We start from the raw sequence: 17,011 nt of genomic DNA on the forward strand, positions 1-17,011 counted from the left end.
ATAGGCCGTGATGCGACGTCTCGGTATGCCGCGTTCAGGTGCCAAGCGCGCAACCGGTCAGCGCACCGGCAGGTCCTGGGGCGATCGGTCGCCGCGGGTTCCGAGCACGACTCCGGGCGCGTCCTCGACGGCGGGCGCGAAGGCGAGCAGCGGGCGGCCGGTGACCGGGTGGACGAGCACATGGGCCTCGACGTCCCACACCGCGCGGATGAGCTCGGGGGTGAGCACGTCGGTAGGCGCGCCGGCGGTGACGACCGCGCCCTGCGCGAGCACGACGACGTGATCGGCGTACGACGCCGCGAGCGACAGGTCGTGCAGCGCCGCGAGGACGCTGAGCCCGTCGTCGGCGAGGCGTCGCAGCAGCTCGAGCGTCGCGAGTTGCGCCCGGATGTCGAGGTGGTTCGTCGGCTCGTCGAGCAGCAGCAGCTCGGGCTCCTGCGCCAGCGCGCGGGCGAGGTTCACCCGCTGGCGCTCGCCGCCGGAGAGCTCGTCGTACCGCCGCGCCGCGAAGGCGGATGCGCCGGCCGCCGTCAGCGCACGCGCCACGACTTCGCGGTCGCGCGCCGAGTCGACGCCCCACGCCGACTGGTGCGGCACGCGACCGAGGCCGACGACGTGGTCGACGCGGAGGCCCTCCGGCGCCTGGGCGTCCTGCTCGACGAGCGCGATGCGACGCGCGCGTTCACGGCGTCGGAGCGAGACGAGGTCGTCGCCGTCGAGCGTGAGCGCCGCGACATCCGGGTGCTCGACGCCCGCGATGAGGTGGAGCAGCGTGCTCTTGCCCGCGCCGTTCGGTCCGAGCAGCGCGCCGACGGCACCGCGGGGGACCGTGACGTCGACGCCGTCCACGATGAGGCGCGACCCCCGCGCGAAGCGCACGCGCGACGCCTCGAGTCCTGTGCCGCCGCCGCCACGCGGGTCGCTGCCGCGCCGGCCGCTCATGACGCCCTCCGCGACCGGAGCATGAGCGCCGCGAACACCGGACCGCCGACGAGCGCCGTCAGGATGCCGACGGGCAGTTCGCGCGGGTCGAACAGCGTGCGAGCGCCCGTGTCGACCCAGATCAGGAACACGGCGCCGGCCAGCGCCGACAACGGCAGCAGCGCGCGGTGACGCGACCCGACCACGAGCCGCACGGCGTGCGGCAGGATCAGCCCGACGAAGCCGATCGCACCGCTGACCGCCACGAGCGCGCCGGTCAGCAGGGCGGTCGCGACGAGCAGCAGCGCGCGGGTGCGGGGCACGTGCACGCCGAGCGCGGATGCCGCGGTGTCGCCGAACGCGAAGGCATCGAGCGTGCGCCCCGTCGCGAGCAGCGGCACGCCGACGATCAGCAGCGCCGAGCCGGCGAGCGCGACGGACGGCCAGTCGGCGCCCGAGAGCGACCCGAGCAGCCAGTTCAGGATCTCGCGGTAGCTGTCGTTCGTCGCGCTCCAGAAGATCACGAGGCTCGTGACGGCGCCGAACACGGCCGACACGGCGAGTCCGGCGAGCACGGTCGTCGTCGGGCTGAGCCCGCCCGCACCCCGCGCCAGGCCGAGCGTCGCGGCGAGGGCCGCGAGCGCGCCCGCGAACGCCGCCACGGGCAGTGCGATCGCCATGCCGAGCACGAGCACCACGACCGCGCCGACCGACGCGCCCGACGACAGGCCGAGCAGGTACGGGTCGGCGAGCGGGTTGCGAGTCAGCGCCTGCATGACGACGCCGCAGATCGCGAGGCCCGCGCCGACCGCCGCGGCGGTGAGCACGCGCGGCATGCGCAGCTCCCACACGATGCCGTCGCGCAGCGGCGACAGCGTCGGCTCGCCGATGCCGAGGTGCGCGGCGATCGATGCGACGACGTCCGCGGGCGCGAGGCCGGCCGGCCCGATCGTGACGGCGAGCACGACGGATGCCGCGAGCAGCGCCGCGAGCGCGAGGCCGACGCCGACCGCCGTGCCCGTTCCGGCGCGCGCCCGCGCGAGCGGACGGCGCTGGGCGCCATCCGTCGCACTGCTCGCCTGCAGGGTCATCAGCGTGCCTCGAGCTGCTCCACGATCGACGCGACCGCGTCGACGTTGCGCACGCCGGCCTCAGTCGCCGGGAAGTCGACGATCACGTACCGGCCCTGCTGCACCGCGGGCATGGCGGCGGTCGCCGGGTTGGCCTCGAGCTTGGCGATCTTCGACTCGGCCGTGTTCCACACCGCGTCGACGAGCACGATCACGTCGGGATCCGCGTCGACGACGGCCTCCCACGACAGCGACGTCCACGAATCACGCACGTCGCCGACGACGTTCTCGAGTCCTGCGGCGTTCATGATCATCTGCGGTGCGCCCGTGCCGCCGCCGACGAACGGCTGGTCGTCGCCCGACGAATACCAGAGCGCCGTGAGCCCGTCGTCGTTCGGCTCGATGGCGTCGAGCGCGGCACGCTGCTCGGCCACCAGCTCGGCCGCGGCGTCCTCGACGCCGAAGATCGCGCCGGCCTCCTCGAAGCCCGCGAAGACGCCGTCGAACGTGAGCGGGTCGGGGCGGTACCCGTCGCCCTGGCATGCGGCCGGCGCCACGTAGGTGCGCACGCCCAGCTGCTCGAGGGTGGCGCGGTCGCCGGCGCCCTCGGCCGTGAGGTTCGACTCCCAGCCCGCGAAGACCAGGTCGGCCTCGGCGGCGAGCGTCGCCTCCTGCGAAGGGACCTTGTCGGAGAGGATCTCGACGTCGGCCGCCGCGTCGGCGTACTCGTCGGGCACGGGACCGTCGGTGAACGCGGCGCCGACGATGCGGTCCTCGAGGCCGAGCGCGAGCATGAGCTCGAGCGTGGACGACTTGATCGTGACCACGCGCTCCGGCGTCTGCTCGAACGTGACCTCGGTGCCGCAGTCGTCGACGGTGAGCGGGTAGCCGGATGTCGCGGCACCACTCGATTCGCCAGAGGGCGCATCGGCGCCGTCGCCCGCGGCGCCGCTCGCGCAGCCCGCGAGCGCGAGCAGGGCGGATGCGGCGACCAGCGCGGCGGCGGGCGCGCCGGCGGCGCGGCGACGAGCGAGGGGGTGGGCGGGCATGGAACCTCCGGGTGGCGTGCGAATACGGGGATCCGAGCGATGTCGGCGACTCGCGGCCCAAACCCGGGCCGGCCCGACCGGTCAATCCGAACCGGCGGTCCCCGACAGTCTATGCCGATCCGTCGCTCGTGCGGCGTCCGGCGACCTCACGCCGGGCGGAGCCGCGACGCGAGGTCGAGCGCCGCGCCGGCGAGGTCGGCCGCGCGCTCGACGTCGTGCATCCACAGCGGCACGGCCGTCGCCGCGATGTCCGCGTCGACCAGCTCGGGGACGACCGCGGCATCGGCCTCGTCGACGAGCCAGCCGTCGAGCAGGCCCTGCGTCGCCGCGGGGTCGGCGTCGGCGTCGGCCCGGGCTCCGTAGTGCCGGGCCACCGCCGCGGCATCCGTCGCGACCCCGATCGCCGAGAGGCACGCGTCGGCCATGCCGCGCACGACCCGGCCGCCGATGATCGGCGAGACGCCGACCACGGGCGCCGCCGTCGCCGCGAGGGCCTCGCGCAGTCCGGGGATCGCGAGGATCGTGCCGATGGAGACGACCGGGTTCGAGGGCGCGAGCAGCACCACGTCGGCCTCGGCGATCGCCGCCTCGACGCCGGGTGCCGGGCGTGCGAGGTCGAGGTTCCGCTGCTCGAAGCCGAGCGCCGGGATCGAGGCCCGGTACCTCGTCCACCACTCCTGGAAGTGCATGGCGTCGCGACCAGCGGCGTCGGGGTGTGCGGGGTCGATCCGCACCCAGGTGTCGACCTCGGTGTCGGTGGCCGGGATGAGCCGCACCCCGAGCGGCCAGCGGCGCTGCAGGCGCTCGCCGACCTGCGACGGCGTGAGTCCGTCGCGCAGCCACGAGGTGCGCGCGAGGTGCGTGCCGAGGTCGAGGTCGCCGAGCGTGAACCAGGGCCAGCCGACGCCCCACTCGCGCAGCTCGCCGGCCACCCGCTCGCTCTCGCCCGCCCGTCCCCAGCCGCGCTCGGCGTCGTTCACCCCCGCGAGGGCGTACAGGAGTGAGTCGAAGTCGGGCATGAGTCGCACGCCCGCGAGCCACAGGTCGTCGCCGGTGTTGACGACCACGGTGACGTCGGCGGATGTCGCGACGCCGGCGTCGCGCACGGCGTCGCCGGTCGCGCCATCCGTGCCGGTGTCGGGCCACCGCCTCGCGCAGGCCGCCCGGAGCCCGCGCACGAACCGTGCGCCCCCGACGCCGCCCGCGAGCACCGTGATCTTCACCGCTCCACGCTACTCCCGGGGCGGGGCCGCCTCGGACGCGGCGTCGCCGCGCACGAGCACGAGCGATCCCGACGCGCGGCCGCTGCGGAGGTCGTCGACCGCCTCGTCGGCACGTTCGAACGCGTACGGCGTGACCGACGGGGCCAGCCCGAGCCCGAGCGCGACGCGCAGGAACTCGTCGCCGTCGGCGCGCGTGTTGGCCGTGACCGTCCGCAGGTCGCGCTCGAGGAAGAGGTGGTCGGCGTAGGTCATCGCGGGCACGTCGGTCATGTGTATGCCCGCGAGCACCACCGTGCCGCCGCGGGTCGTCGCCTCGAGCGCGACGGGGACCAGACCGCCCGCCGGGGCGAACACGATGGCGGCGTCCGGCGGCTCGGGCGGCGCCTCGCGCTCGTCGCCCACGAAGTCGAGTCCGATCTCGCGGGCCAGCTGCCGGTTGGCCTCGCCGCGGGTCATGGCGAAGACGGTCGCGCCCTGTGCCATCGCGAGCCGCGCGGTCAGGTGCGCGCTCGAGCCGAAGCCGTAGAGCCCCAGCCGTCCACCGGCGGGCAGGTTCGCGCGTCGAAGCGCCCGGTAGCCGATGATGCCCGCGCAGAGCAGCGGGGCGACGGCCAGCGGATCGGCGTCCGACGGCAGCGCGTATGCGAACGCCTCCGGGACCGTCGCGATCGACGCGTAGCCGCCGTCGGCGTCCCACCCGGTGAAGGTGGCATCGGGGCACAGGTTCTCGCGGCCCGATCGGCACCATGCGCACGCCCCGCACGTGGAGCGCAGCCACGCGATGCCGACGAGGTCGCCCACCCGCGTCCGATGGACGCTCGGGCCGACCGCGGCGACACGTCCCACGACTTGGTGCCCAGGGACGACCGGGCTGCGATGGGGCGGCAGCTCGCCGTCGATCACGTGCAGGTCGGTGCGGCACACGCCGCACGCGAGCACGTCGACCTGCACGTCGCCGTGGTCGGGCGGCAGTACCGCGAGCCGCGCGTGCTCGAGCACCCCGTCGCCGCGCGTGATCCGTGCCTCCGCCTCGCGCATGATCCCGTTCCGATCCCCTTCCTCCGTCAGGGTGCGTCGGATGGCGCGACGCGCGCGGGCCGAAGGTCACGCCGATCGCGGCGCCCGGCGTTCCGCCTCCCGTGGCGCTCGGTCGCGTGCCGTAGCGTGACGCCATGCCCGACCACGGCCGCAGCATCGAGTTCGGCACGTTCGTCACGCCCTCGGCGCTCGACCCCGAACGCACCGTCGCGCTCGCCCTCGCGAGCGAGGCCGCGGGCCTGGAGTACGTCACCTTCCAGGACCACCCGTACCAGCCCCGGTTCCTCGACACGTGGACGCTCATGAGCTGGGTGGGCGCCCGGACGAGCCGCATCCGCATCTCGGCGAACGTGCACAACCTGCTGCTGCGTCCGCCGGCCGTGCTCGCGCGGGCGGCGGCATCCCTCGACCTGCTCACCGGCGGGCGCGCGGTGCTCGCCCTCGGCGCCGGTGGATTCCCGCAGGCCGCCGAGGCCATGGGCGCACCAGCGCGCACGCAAGCCGAATCGGGCGACGCGCTCGCCGAGGCGATCACGGTCATCCGCGAACTGCTCGACACGGATGCCACGGGCGGCGTGTTCCTCGACCAGGCGCACCATCCCATCCGCGGCGCCAAGCGGGGGCCTACGCCCGTGCAGCGGCCGATCCCGATCTGGCTCGGCGTGCTGAAGCCCAAGGGCCTCCGCCTCGTCGGGCGGGCCGCCGACGGGTGGCTGCCGTCCCTGGCTCGCCTGGAGCACGGCACGGCGTCGCTCGATGCAGCCCACGCCGTGATCGACGACGCGGCCCGGGCCGCGGGTCGCGAGCCCCGCGACATCCGCCGCCTGCTGAACGTGGGGCCCGACCTCGCCCGGCCCGACTCGCTCGCCGACCTCGCCACCCGGCACGGCGTCGACACCTTCATCGTCACCGGCGACGACGAGGCGCTCATCGCCGAGCTGGGTTCCCGGATCGTCCCGGAGACGCGCGCGCTCGTCGCCGAACGACGCGCGGCGGTCGGGTAGCGGCCGCCTCTGGCATTCCGCGCGCGACAGGGTCAGGATGGATGGACTGACGGAGATCCGCAACGTCGCGGGAGGCCTCATGAACTCGGCATCGACTGCCACCCACCGGACCATCGCCCTGGTGGGCGGGGCAGGTTCGGGCAAGACCACGCTCGCGGAGGCGCTGCTGCATCGGGCCGGTGCCATCCCGAGGGTCGGCACCGTGGAGCAGGGCACGACCGTCTGCGACCATGAGCCCGAGGAGATCGCGCGAGGCACGACCCTCGGGCTCTCGCTCGCCTACCTCGAGTGGACGGGTCCCGACGGGGTCGCGTACGGCGTCACGCTCGCGGACGCTCCCGGCCATCCCGACTTCGTGGGCGGCGTCGACGCGGCGCTGTCGGTGGCGGATGTCGCGATGATCGTGGTGAGCGCGGTCGACGGCGTCACCGCGGGCACGCGGTTCGCCTGGTCGGCGGCCGAGGCGGCGGGCGTGCCGCGCATCATCGTGGTCACGCAGGAGGACAAGGCGCGCGCCGACTTCCGTCGCGTGCTGGCCGAGCTGCGCGCCGCGTTCGGCGAGCACCTGTGGCCGCTCGAGCTGCCGCTCGGCGAGGAGCAGGCATTCACCTCGATCGCCGACGTGCTGAGCGAGCAGGCGCTGGTGTACGACGGCGACGGGCGCCACCACGACGAGCCGCTGCCGCCCGACGCCGAGGCCGAGGAGCACCAGCTCCACGTCGACGTGACCGAGGACATCGTCTCGCACGACGACGCGCAGCTCGAGGCGTACCTCGAGGGCAACGAGCCGCCCGTGCGCGACCTCGAGCGCACGCTCGCTGCCGAGGTGGCGAACGGCGAGGCGGTGCCGGTGCTCGTCTGCTCAGGCGTCACCGAGACGGGCATCGACCGCGTCGCGGACCTGATCTGCGAGCTGTCGCCGTCAGGGCTCGATCACGACGGGCGCATCATCATCGGCGGCTCGGCCGAGGACGGCGGCGGCACCGAGACCCGCGTCGCCCCCAACCCCGGCGGCGACGTCGTCGTGCACGTGTTCCGCACCGTGGCCGACCCGTTCGTCGGACAGGTGTCGATGCTCAAGGTGCTCTCGGGCACGCTGCGCACGGGCGACAAGCTCCGGAACGCGACGACCGGCGTCGACGAGCGCATCCACGGCCTGTTCAAGCTCCGCGGGGCGGAGCACCTCACCGCCGGCACGCTGGCCGCGGGCGAGGTCGGGGCCGTCGCGAAGCTCGCGGGCTCGCCATCCGGTTCGGTGCTGTGGTCGCGGACGAGCGGCACCGCGCGGCCCGCGAGCCTTCCGTCGCGGGCCCCCGTGTACGCCGTCACGCTCGATCCGGCCTCGCAGTCCGACGACGAGAAGCTCTCGTCGGCGCTCGGGCGGCTCGTGGCCGAGGACCCGACGCTCGTTCTCGAGCGCTCGGGCGACAAGACCATCCTGCGCGGCCTCGGCGACACGCACCTCGCCGTCGCGGTCGAGCGGCTCGCGCGGGTGTTCGGCGTGCACGTCACCACCGGCCCCGCCCCTGTGGCCTACCGCGAGACCATCGCCGGCACCGCGCAGGTCGAGGGCAAGCTCAAGAAGCAGTCGGGCGGTCATGGCCAGTTCGCCGTCGTGCAGCTCCGGCTGTCGCCGCTCGCGCCGGGCGACGGGTTCGAGTTCGTCGACTCGGTCACCGGCGGCGCGGTGCCCCGGCAGTACATCCCGGCCGTCGAGCGCGGGGCGCGAGATGCCCTCGCCGGAGGCGGGCCGCAGGGTCACCCGGTCGTCGACGTGCGCGTCGAGCTGCTCGACGGCAAGTCGCACTCGGTCGACTCGTCCGAGATGGCGTTCCGCACGGCGGCCTCGATCGGCGTCAAGGCGGCGCTCGCCGAGGCCGGCACGGTCGTGCTCGAGCCGGTCGCCTCGGTCACCGTCACGGTCCCGAACGACCTGCAGGGCGCCGTCCTGACGGACCTGTCGGGTCGTCGCGGCCGCGTGCACGCGACCGAGTCGGCGGAAGACGGTCGCGCGCGCGTGGTCGCCCACGTGCCCGAGTCCGAGCTCGCCCGCTACGTGCTCGACCTCCGCTCGATCACGGCGGGCCAGGCCGAGCTCACCGTGACGCCCGACCACTACGCGAAGGCCCCGAACGCGACCCGCGCCTGAGCATCGCGGAGATACTCCGCAGTCGACCACGCCTGACCGCTTCGCCAGGGTGGTGGACTGCGGACTCACCGGTCACGGCACCCGCGGTGGCCGCGTCATCCGCTCGCTGCGATGCCGGGCGGACCCTCGAGCACCGTCGGCACGTACTCGAGCAGCTGCAGGCCGCCCTCGAAGGTGCGGCTCTGCACCAGTTCGAGCCGCACGTCGGGGTAGCCGTCGAAGATGCGGTCGCGCCCGGTCGCCCCGGTGATGACCGGGAACACGACGACGCGGTAGAGATCGACGAGGCCCGCGCGCAGCAACGAGCGGCACAGCGACACGCTGCCGAGCGTGCGCAGCGGGAGGTCGGACTCCTCCTTCATCGCGCGCACCGCGGCCACCGCGTCGGTGGTCACGAGGCGGGTGTTCGCCCACGACAGCGGCTCGCTCAGCGTCGAGGAGAACACCACCTTCGGCATGCCGTCGAGCATGTCGGTGCCCGGCTCGCCCGACTCGGCCAGCGCCGACATCAGGCGGTAGGTCGTCGAGCCCATCAGGATCGGATGGTCCTGCTCCGGCGAATCCTGGAGCCACTGCAGGTATTCGGGGCTCTCCATGCCCCACCAGCCCGGCCAGCCCTCGGCTGCGCCGTAGCCGTCCAGCGAGATGATGAAGTCCACGGTCAGTCGTTGCATCACTCGTCCCCTTCGACGCCCGTCGGTCCCGAGGCTAGACCCGCGGACTCGCGGCGACCACCCCGCGGCCGAAGCTCCGTCGCGCGGAAGGAGTCCGCAGTCGACGACGCCTGGACGCCCCGCGAGCGTGGTGGACTGCGGAGTATCCGTCGGGCAGGCTCAGTACCCGCCCGCGGCGAGGTGCTGCGCGGCGCTCGCGAGCGCGTCGGCGACGGATGCCGCGTCCTCGCGCACCACGCCGACGGTCACGCGCACGAACTCCCGCTCCGGTCCGCGCTCCCGCGCAGCGCCCGCGACCGTCGACCCGTTCGACGCCGCGGCGAGGAACGGCGTGCCGCCGGCGACCCGGATCCCCGTCGCCGCGAGCTGGACGAGCGTCGACCGCTCCGAGAGCACGGGCATCCACAGGTTGATCCCGTCGGCCTGCGCCACCGCCACGCCCCGCGCCCTGAGCGCGTCGCCGAGCGCGCGCTGGCGCGTGTAGTACGCGCGACGCGCCTCGGCGACGGCCTCGATGGCCGCGCCATCCGTGAGCAGGTCGAGCAGGATCGACTGCAGCAGGCGCGAGGTCCAGCCCGGTCCGAGCATTCGGCGCGCCATGATGCGCCCGACGAGGTCGCGCGGCCCGCCGACCGCGGCGATGCGCAAGTCGGGCCCGTGCGACTTCGAGAAGCTGCGCACGTGCACCACGTGGTCGGGCAGGTGCGCGGCGAGCGACACGTCGGCCGAGGTCGAGATCTGCCCCGAATGGTCATCCTCGATCACGACGAGATCGGCGTGCCCGTCCGCGACGGCCGAGCGGATGACGTCCGCCAGCGCCGAGGCGCGTGACGCGGTCATGGACGCCCCCGTGGGGTTCTGCGCGCGCGGCTGCAGCAGCACGGCAGCGGGTCGCCGACGCAGCGCGGACGCGAGCCCGTCGGGCGACATCCCGTGCTCGTCGATCGCGACGGGCACCGCCTCGGCGCCGAGCAGGTCGAGCAGGTCGAGGAACGGCGGGAAGCAGGGGTGCTCGACCACGACCCGGTCGCCGAAGCGCACGACCTGCTCGAGCGTGCGCGAGATCGCGTCGAGGGCGCCGTCGACGACCACGATCGACTCGGCCGGGCCGGGCCAGGAGTCGCGCAGGACCGCGGCGAGCCCCGGCAGCACGGGCTCCGCCTGGTAGCTGCCGACATCCGCTCGTGCCGAGACGCGCGAGAGCGCCGGGCCGAGCGGGGGCAGCAGCAGCGGGTCGGGCGTGCCGCGCGACAGGTCGAGCCGCACCGGATCGTCGGGGGCCGCCATCCCGCGCATGCGCATGGCCGGCCCGTCGGCGGCGTCGCGGCGCACGTAGCTGCCGGCGCGCCCGCGCGACTCGATGAGGCCCGCGCGGGCGAGCGCCTGCCAGGCCTGGCTGATGGTCGCGGGGCTCACCCCCAGTTCGGAGGCCAGCTCCCGGACGGTGGGCAGGCGCACGCCCGCCGCCAGTTCCCCGCTGTTCACCAGTCGGGCCAGGTCGCCCGCGATGCCCCGGGGGGTCGTGTCGGCGAACGCGGCGAGCGTCGTCAGCTCCGAGACATCCACACGACCACCTGAACGCACCATTGCCTCCTCACGCAGCAAGGGACAGGATGTTTAACCACCGCGTCACAATCGGAAACACAAGGGAAATGTTCACGCCGAAGAATAACAGAACGGGTCGCGAGGCCCGCTCCTCCGTCGCCGGTCCCCAGCCGACGCCGGTCCTCGGCACCACCCCTCGGCGTCGCGGCACGCACGGCAGGCACTAGTTCCACGCCTGTCCGGGCGGGCGGCAACGGCGCCGACCGACTCAGGAGGCACCATGACGATCGTTCGAGCAGCCATCACCCAGACGACCTGGACGGGCGACAAGGAGTCGATGCTCGACAAGCACGAGCAGTTCGCCCGGCAGGCCAAGGAGCAGGGCGCCGAGGTGATCTGCTTCCAGGAGCTGTTCTACGGTCCGTACTTCGGCATCACCGAGGACGTGAAGTACTACGACTACGCCGAGCCCGCCGACGGCCCGATCGTGCAGCGCTTCGCCGCGCTCGCCAAGGAGCTCGGCATGGTCATGGTGCTGCCGATCTACGAGGAGGACCAGCCCGGCGTGTACTACAACACCGCGGTCGTGGTCGACTCCGACGGCACGATCCTCGGCAAGTACCGCAAGCACCACATCCCGCACCTCGACCGGTTCTGGGAGAAGTTCTACTTCCGACCCGGCAACCTCGGCTATCCGGTGTTCAACACCGCGGTCGGCCCGATCGGCGTCTACATCTGCTACGACCGGCACTTCCCCGAGGGATGGCGCGAACTCGGCCTGAACGGCGCCCAGATCGTGTTCAACCCCAACGCCACCAAGCCCGGCCTCTCGGCCCGCCTCTGGGAGATCGAGCAGCCCGCGGCCGCCGCCGCGAACGGCTACTTCATCGGCGCACCCAACCGCGTGGGCCTCGAGGACAACGAGTACGGCGAGCTCGCGGTCAACTTCTACGGCTCGAGCCAGTTCGTCGACCCGCAGGGCAACATCGTCGGCGGCTACGGCTCCGACAGCGAGGAGGAGGTCGTCATCCGCGACCTCGACATGGACATGATCCGCGACGTGCGCAACGCGTGGCAGTTCTACCGCGACCGCCGGCCGGAGTCGTACACCTCGATCCCCAAGCCGTAACGACGAGTCGCGAAGGAGCGAGCGAAATGACGACCACCCTCATCTCCGGCGGCACCGTGGTGAGCGCGACCGGGCGCGTCGAGGCCGACGTGCTCGTCGACGGCGAGCGTATCGTCGCCGTGCTGCAGCCCGGCAGCGAACTGCTGGGCACGGATGTCGCGACATCCGTCGACCGTGTCGTCGACGCGACCGGCAAGTACGTGATCCCGGGCGGTATCGACGCCCACACCCACATGCAACTGCCGTTCGGCGGCACCGAGGCATCCGACACGTTCGAGTCGGGAACGATCGCGGCGGCCCACGGCGGGACGACCTCGATCATCGACTTCGCGGTGCAGACGTACGGCCAGCGCCTCGAAGACGGATTGGCGGCCTGGCACGAGAAGGCCGGCGGCAACTGCGCCATCGACTACGGCTTCCACCAGATCGTCGGCGACGTGAACGAGGCATCCCTCGAGGCGATGCGGAAGCTGCCCGACGAGGGCGTCACGAGCTTCAAGATGTTCATGGCCTATCCGGGGGTCTTCTACTCGGATGACGCGCAGATCCTGAAGGCCATGCAGGTGTCGCGCGACACGGGCATGCTCACGATGATGCACGCCGAGAACGGGCCCGCGATCGACGTCCTCGCGGCCCAGCTCGTCGAGCAGGGCAAGACCGACCCGTACTACCACGGCATCGCGCGCGCGTGGGAGATGGAGGAGGAGGCGACGCACCGCGCGATCATGCTCGCGAAGCTCACCGGCGCGCCGCTCTACGTGGTGCACGTGTCGGCCAAGCAGGCCGTCGAGCAGCTCGCCTGGGCGCGCGACAAGGGCCAGAACGTCTACGGCGAGACCTGTCCGCAGTACCTCTACCTCTCGCTTGAGGACCAGCTCGGTGCGAAGAGCGACGAGTGGGGCGCCTTCGAGGGCGCGAAGTGGGTGTGCTCGACGCCGCTGCGAAGCCGCGCCGAAGGCCACCAGGACTCGATGTGGCAGGCGCTGCGCACGAACGACCTGCAGATGGTCTCGACCGACCACTGCCCGTTCTGCATGAAGGACCAGAAGGAGCTCGGCCTCGGCGACTTCCGGAAGACCCCGAACGGCATCGGTTCGATCGAGCACCGCATGGACCTCATGTACCAGGGCGTCGTGACCGGCGAGATCACGCTCGAGCGCTGGGTCGAGCTCACGAGCACGACGCCGGCCCGGATGTTCGGGCTCTACGGGCGCAAGGGCGTGATCCAGCCCGGCGCCGACGCCGACATCGTCGTCTACGACCCGAACGGGCACACGTCGATCGGCCTCGAGAAGACCCACCACATGAACATGGACTACTCGGCGTGGGAGGGCTACGAGATCGACGGCAAGGTCGACACGGTGATCTCGCGCGGCCGCGTGGTCGTCGAGGACGACGCGTTCACGGGCGCCGCGGGCCACGGGCAGTACCTCAAGCGCGGCCTCAGCCAGTACCTGATCTGAGCGACGGGAGCAGCATGGAATTCGGAGCGGTCCTGCAGACCAACCCCCCGGCATCGCGGACGATCCAGCTCGCGAAGCTCGCCGAGGTGCACGGGTTCAGCCACGTCTGGACGTTCGACTCGCACATCCTCTGGCAGGAGCCCTACGTCATCTACAGCCAGATCCTCGCGCAGACCCAGCGCATCAAGGTCGGCCCGTTCGTGACCAACCCGGCGACGCGCGACTGGACGGTGACGGCGTCGGTCTTCGCGACGCTCAACGAGATGTTCGGCAATCGCACCGTGTGCGGGATCGGCCGCGGCGATTCGGCGGTGCGCGTGACGAACGGCAAGCCGACCACCATGACCGAGCTGCGCGAGTCGATCCACGTGATCCGCGAGCTCGCGAACTCGCGCCCGGTCGAGTACCACGACTCGACCATCCAGTTCCCGTGGAGCACGGGGTCCGAGCTCGAGGTGTGGGTCGCCGCCTACGGACCGATGGCGCTCCGCGTCGCGGGCGAGGTCGGCGACGGCTTCATCCTCCAGCTGGCCGACCTCGACATCGCGGCCTGGATGATCAAGACGGTCCGGGACGCCGCCGAGAAGGTCGGGCGCGACCCGATGTCGGTGAAGTTCTGCGTGGCCGCGCCCATGTACATCGGCGACGACTGGGCGCACATGCGCGACCAGTGCCGCTGGTTCGGCGGCATGGTCGGCAACCACGTCGCCGACATCGTCGCGAAGTACGGCGCGCATGGCACCGTCCCCGACGCCCTCACCGACTACATCCGCGGGCGCCAGGACTACGACTACAACGAGCACGGCCGGGCCGGGAACACGCACACCGAGTTCGTGCCTGACGAGATCGTCGAGCGGTTCTGCGTGCTCGGCTCCGCCGACCAGCACATCCAGAAGCTGAAGGCCCTCGCCGAGCTCGGCGTCGACCAGTTCGCCGGCTACCTCCAGCACGACAACAAGGAGGAGACGCTGCGGGTCTACGGCGAGACCGTCATCCCGGCGCTCTCCGAGCACATCGTGGCCAAGCGATGACGACCGGCACGACGACCCCGCGCACGCGCCGCACCTCGCGCCGATGGCGTGCGGTGCTGTGGGGCGCGCTCGGGATCGTCGCGCTCGCCGCAATCTGGGAGCTGTACAAGCTCGTCGGTCCGGCCGACGGATGGCTCGTGGGAGCGCAGGAGGGCGTGACGGGCAGCGGCATCCGCCTGCTGCCTCGCACGAGCGACCAGGCGATGCCGCACACCTGGGAGATGTTCGCGCGCATCGTCGAGCCCGTGACCCGGGCGCCCGGCGCGCTGCCGCTCGGTGCGGTGGTGCTGCTGGCCGCGCTCACGAGCCTGGGGGTCGCGGCGCTGGGATGGCTCGTGGGCGTCGTCGTCGGGTTCGCGCTCGCGCTGCTCATGCTCGGGTTCCGCATCGCCGAGCGCGCCGTGCTCCCGTTCGTGATCCTCAGCCAGACGGTTCCGCTCATCGCGCTCGCGCCGCTCATCCGCAACTGGGGCTCGCGCCTCGAGTTCGGCGCGTTCTCGTGGGAGAGCTGGATGTCGGTCGTCATCATCGCGAGCTACCTCGCGTTCTTCCCGGTCGCCGTCGGGGCCCTGCGCGGCCTGCAGTCCCCTGAGGCCGCGCACCTCGACCTCATGCGCAGCTATGCGGCCGGATGGTGGAGGACGCTGTTCCGGCTGCGCCTGCCCGCGAGCGTGCCGTTCCTCATCCCCGCGATGCGACTCGCGGCAGCCAATGCCGTCGTCGGCACGGTCGTCGCCGAGATCTCGGTCGGCTTCACGGGGGGCATCGGACGGCTCATCCTCGAGACCGCGGTCGCCGCGTCGAGCGATCCCGCGAAGCCGTGGGCGCCGATCCTCGGCGCCGTGCTGCTCGGCCTCGTCGCCGCGGGATTCGTCGCCCTCCTCGCCGCCTTCCTCAGCCCGTTCCGCCGACAGGAGACCGTCGCATGAGCAGCCCATCGTCCCCGAGCACGGCCGCGTCCGCCCCCGAGCCGACCTCGGCGACGCCGGCCGGATCCGGCGCCGAGGCGTCCGAGGCCGTCGTCGTCCGCGGCGTCGAGCGGATCTTCCCCGGCGCGAAGGGCTCGAGCGTCACGGCCCTCACGGGCATCGACCTGACCGTGCACGCGGGCGAGTTCGTGAGCCTCATCGGTCCGTCGGGCTGCGGCAAGTCCACCCTGCTCCGCCTCATCGCGGATCTCGACGAACCGACGGCCGGCGACATCCGGGTCTTCGGCCGCACCGCACAGCAGGCGCGCGTCGACCAGGCGTACGGCATCGCGTTCCAGCAGGCGGGCCTGCTGCCATGGCGCACGGTCGCGGCGAACATCGAGCTGCCGCTGCAGCTGCACGGCGTCGCGGCGGCCCAGCGGCGGTCTCGCGTCGCGGAGCTCCTCGAGCTCGTCGGACTCGCTGACTTCTCGAAGCACTACCCCGACCAGCTCTCGGGCGGCATGCAGCAGCGCGTCGCGATCGCCCGCTCGCTCGCCGAGCAACCGCGCCTGCTGCTCATGGACGAGCCGTTCGGTGCGCTCGACGAGATGACCCGCGAGCGCATGCAGACCGAGCTGCTCCGGATCCGCGCCGAGACCGGGGCCGCGGTCGTGTTCGTCACGCACTCGATCCCCGAGGCCGTGTACCTCTCCGACCGCGTCGTCGTGATGTCGCCGCGACCCGGGCGCATCACCGACGAGATCGACGTCCGCCTCGGCGAGGCGGCCGAACGCGGCGAGGACCTGCGCGAGGACGCCGCGTACTTCGAGGGCGTCACCGCAGTGCGCGAGGCTCTCCACGGCCCGGCGACCGCGCCGTCCGCCGGCGCGGCACGGGGGGTGGACGTGCGATGACCGGCCTGCCCGACGCGGCGATCGCGACGCAGCTCGCGCCGCCGTCGTCCGCCGCGGCCAAGCGCCGGCGCGCCGGTGCCGACGGCCCGCTCCGGCGATTCGTCAAGCTGGTCGTGCCGCCGATCGTGCTCTTCATCGTGCTCGTGCTGCTGGTCGAGCTCGTCGTGGTCGCCGCCGGCATCCCTCCCTTCGTGCTCGCGAGTCCCTCCGCGATCTGGGCGCAGCTCGTCCAGTACGCCCCGCAGGTGCTCGCCGCGACGCTCGCGACGGGCCTGAACGCGCTCATCGGCCTCGTCATCGGCGCCGTGCTCGGCGTGCTGCTCGCGATCGTCGCCTCGTCGGTCCGCGCGATCGACGGCATGCTCGCGCCGGTCGTCGCGGCCGTCGCGGTCGTGCCGATCGTCGCGCTCGCCCCGGTGCTGTACACGATGTTCGGGTCGACGTCCGAGGTCGCGCGCATCATGATCGCGTCGCTGGCCGCGTTCGTGCCGGTCTTCCTCAACACCCTCCGGGGGCTCCGGCAGGTCCGTCCGGTGCATCGCGACCTCATGCGCGCGTACGCGGCCACGTCGTCCCAGCAGACGCGCTTCGTCACCATCCCGTCGGCACTGCCCCACTTCTTCACGGGCCTGCGGATCGCGTCGTCGCTCGCGGTGATCTCGGCCCTCGTCGCGGAGTACTTCGGCGGACCGCGGCTCGGCCTCGGCTCGGCGATCACGACGGCCGCGGCATCCAGCGCCTACGCCCGCGCCTGGGCGTTCGTGATCGGCGCCATCCTGCTCGGACTCGTGTTCTTCGCACTCACCAGCCTGATCGAGAGGATCGCCTCGCGCCACCGATGACCTGACCTCCCCCGACCCGAACCCCGACCCGCCGGCCGATGTCGCCCG

At 72.8% G+C, this 17,011-nt stretch carries 15 protein-coding genes; 8 read left to right on the forward strand and 7 right to left on the reverse strand.

The annotated features are described in order from the left end of the window. Positions 1–57: 57 nt before the first annotated feature. From BLT99_RS15635 to BLT99_RS15655, 5 genes are all read right to left on the reverse strand, one after another. Positions 58–942 (reverse strand): ABC transporter ATP-binding protein, encoded by an 885-nt coding sequence (locus BLT99_RS15635; protein WP_092674503.1) that lies wholly within the window; start codon positions 940–942, stop codon positions 58–60. After that, on the reverse strand, positions 939–2,012 hold the full coding sequence (locus BLT99_RS15640) for a putative F420-0 ABC transporter permease subunit (RefSeq protein ID WP_092674506.1): 1,074 nt from the start codon (positions 2,010–2,012) through the stop codon (positions 939–941). Before BLT99_RS15640 ends, BLT99_RS15635 begins: the two co-directional genes overlap by 4 nt. Then, a complete protein-coding gene (locus BLT99_RS15645; RefSeq protein ID WP_092674508.1) occupies positions 2,012–3,040 on the reverse strand; it encodes a putative F420-0 ABC transporter substrate-binding protein in 1,029 nt (342 codons plus the stop codon). Before BLT99_RS15645 ends, BLT99_RS15640 begins: the two co-directional genes overlap by 1 nt. A gap of 146 nt (positions 3,041–3,186) precedes the next feature. Further along, on the reverse strand, positions 3,187–4,263 hold the full coding sequence (cofD, locus tag BLT99_RS15650) for a 2-phospho-L-lactate transferase (RefSeq protein WP_092674510.1): 1,077 nt from the start codon (positions 4,261–4,263) through the stop codon (positions 3,187–3,189). Between the two features lie 9 nt (positions 4,264–4,272). Next, complete coding sequence (locus tag BLT99_RS15655) at positions 4,273–5,301, reverse strand: zinc-binding alcohol dehydrogenase family protein (protein ID WP_092674513.1); 1,029 nt, start codon at positions 5,299–5,301, stop codon at positions 4,273–4,275. A 134-nt stretch (positions 5,302–5,435) separates the two neighbouring features. Here BLT99_RS15655 and BLT99_RS15660 point away from each other — a divergent pair, with 134 nt between their 5' ends. Next, positions 5,436–6,305: an LLM class flavin-dependent oxidoreductase gene (locus tag BLT99_RS15660; RefSeq protein ID WP_092674515.1), complete on the forward strand. Its 870-nt coding sequence runs from the start codon at positions 5,436–5,438 to the stop codon at positions 6,303–6,305. 37 nt (positions 6,306–6,342) lie between these two features. Further along, the gene (locus BLT99_RS15665) at positions 6,343–8,454 is read left to right on the forward strand and encodes an elongation factor G (protein WP_308208996.1); all 2,112 of its coding nucleotides are present in this window, start codon (positions 6,343–6,345) and stop codon (positions 8,452–8,454) included. A 95-nt stretch (positions 8,455–8,549) separates the two neighbouring features. Here BLT99_RS15665 and BLT99_RS15670 read toward each other — a convergent pair whose 3' ends face one another. Then, a complete protein-coding gene (locus BLT99_RS15670; RefSeq protein ID WP_092676541.1) occupies positions 8,550–9,128 on the reverse strand; it encodes a dihydrofolate reductase family protein in 579 nt (192 codons plus the stop codon). A gap of 159 nt (positions 9,129–9,287) precedes the next feature. Next, positions 9,288–10,694, reverse strand: a complete 1,407-nt coding sequence (locus tag BLT99_RS15675; protein ID WP_231945691.1) for an aminotransferase class I/II-fold pyridoxal phosphate-dependent enzyme — start codon at positions 10,692–10,694, stop codon at positions 9,288–9,290. A gap of 259 nt (positions 10,695–10,953) precedes the next feature. On the opposite strand from BLT99_RS15675, the gene BLT99_RS15680 reads away from it, so the two are divergent. Genes BLT99_RS15680 through BLT99_RS15705 form a run of 6 tightly spaced genes read left to right on the forward strand, consistent with a single transcriptional unit; the run spans position 10,954 to position 16,963 of the window. Then, on the forward strand, positions 10,954–11,802 hold the full coding sequence (locus BLT99_RS15680; RefSeq protein WP_092674520.1) for a nitrilase-related carbon-nitrogen hydrolase: 849 nt from the start codon (positions 10,954–10,956) through the stop codon (positions 11,800–11,802). Between the two features lie 26 nt (positions 11,803–11,828). Continuing rightward, positions 11,829–13,265: a dihydropyrimidinase gene (hydA, locus tag BLT99_RS15685; RefSeq protein WP_092674523.1), complete on the forward strand. Its 1,437-nt coding sequence runs from the start codon at positions 11,829–11,831 to the stop codon at positions 13,263–13,265. Positions 13,266–13,279: 14 nt separating this feature from the next. Further along, the gene (locus tag BLT99_RS15690; protein WP_092674525.1) at positions 13,280–14,296 is read left to right on the forward strand and encodes a TIGR03842 family LLM class F420-dependent oxidoreductase; all 1,017 of its coding nucleotides are present in this window, start codon (positions 13,280–13,282) and stop codon (positions 14,294–14,296) included. Next, on the forward strand, positions 14,293–15,225 hold the full coding sequence (locus BLT99_RS15695) for an ABC transporter permease (protein WP_092674528.1): 933 nt from the start codon (positions 14,293–14,295) through the stop codon (positions 15,223–15,225). The genes BLT99_RS15690 and BLT99_RS15695 overlap by 4 nt, the downstream gene beginning before the upstream one ends. Further along, positions 15,222–16,121 carry an ABC transporter ATP-binding protein gene (locus BLT99_RS15700; RefSeq protein ID WP_092674531.1) on the forward strand — a complete coding sequence of 300 codons (900 nt, stop codon included), beginning with the start codon at positions 15,222–15,224 and terminating at the stop codon, positions 16,119–16,121. Before BLT99_RS15695 ends, BLT99_RS15700 begins: the two co-directional genes overlap by 4 nt. Continuing rightward, entirely contained in the window at positions 16,118–16,963 is an 846-nt protein-coding gene (locus BLT99_RS15705) for an ABC transporter permease (protein ID WP_092674534.1), read from the forward strand. The genes BLT99_RS15700 and BLT99_RS15705 overlap by 4 nt, the downstream gene beginning before the upstream one ends. Positions 16,964–17,011 lie beyond the last annotated feature (48 nt).

Origin of the sequence: Agromyces flavus (assembly GCF_900104685.1) — a bacterium.
Lineage (GTDB): Bacteria > Actinomycetota > Actinomycetes > Actinomycetales > Microbacteriaceae > Agromyces > Agromyces flavus.

Excerpts from the sequence above, each read along its gene's own strand:
- BLT99_RS15690 (WP_092674525.1), top strand. The coding sequence starts at position 13,280 with ATGGAATTCGGAGCGGTCCTGCAGACCAACCCCCCGGCATCGCGGACG.
- BLT99_RS15645 (WP_092674508.1), bottom strand. The coding sequence starts at position 3,040 with ATGCCCGCCCACCCCCTCGCTCGTCGCCGCGCCGCCGGCGCGCCCGCC.
- BLT99_RS15655 (WP_092674513.1), bottom strand. The coding sequence starts at position 5,301 with ATGCGCGAGGCGGAGGCACGGATCACGCGCGGCGACGGGGTGCTCGAG.
- BLT99_RS15670 (WP_092676541.1), bottom strand. The coding sequence starts at position 9,128 with ATGCAACGACTGACCGTGGACTTCATCATCTCGCTGGACGGCTACGGC.
- BLT99_RS15665 (WP_308208996.1), top strand. The coding sequence starts at position 6,343 with ATGGATGGACTGACGGAGATCCGCAACGTCGCGGGAGGCCTCATGAAC.
- BLT99_RS15695 (WP_092674528.1), top strand. The coding sequence starts at position 14,293 with ATGACGACCGGCACGACGACCCCGCGCACGCGCCGCACCTCGCGCCGA.
- BLT99_RS15660 (WP_092674515.1), top strand. The coding sequence starts at position 5,436 with ATGCCCGACCACGGCCGCAGCATCGAGTTCGGCACGTTCGTCACGCCC.
- BLT99_RS15680 (WP_092674520.1), top strand. The coding sequence starts at position 10,954 with ATGACGATCGTTCGAGCAGCCATCACCCAGACGACCTGGACGGGCGAC.
- BLT99_RS15700 (WP_092674531.1), top strand. The coding sequence starts at position 15,222 with ATGAGCAGCCCATCGTCCCCGAGCACGGCCGCGTCCGCCCCCGAGCCG.
- hydA (WP_092674523.1), top strand. The coding sequence starts at position 11,829 with ATGACGACCACCCTCATCTCCGGCGGCACCGTGGTGAGCGCGACCGGG.
- BLT99_RS15705 (WP_092674534.1), top strand. The coding sequence starts at position 16,118 with ATGACCGGCCTGCCCGACGCGGCGATCGCGACGCAGCTCGCGCCGCCG.
- BLT99_RS15635 (WP_092674503.1), bottom strand. The coding sequence starts at position 942 with ATGAGCGGCCGGCGCGGCAGCGACCCGCGTGGCGGCGGCGGCACAGGA.
- BLT99_RS15640 (WP_092674506.1), bottom strand. The coding sequence starts at position 2,012 with ATGACCCTGCAGGCGAGCAGTGCGACGGATGGCGCCCAGCGCCGTCCG.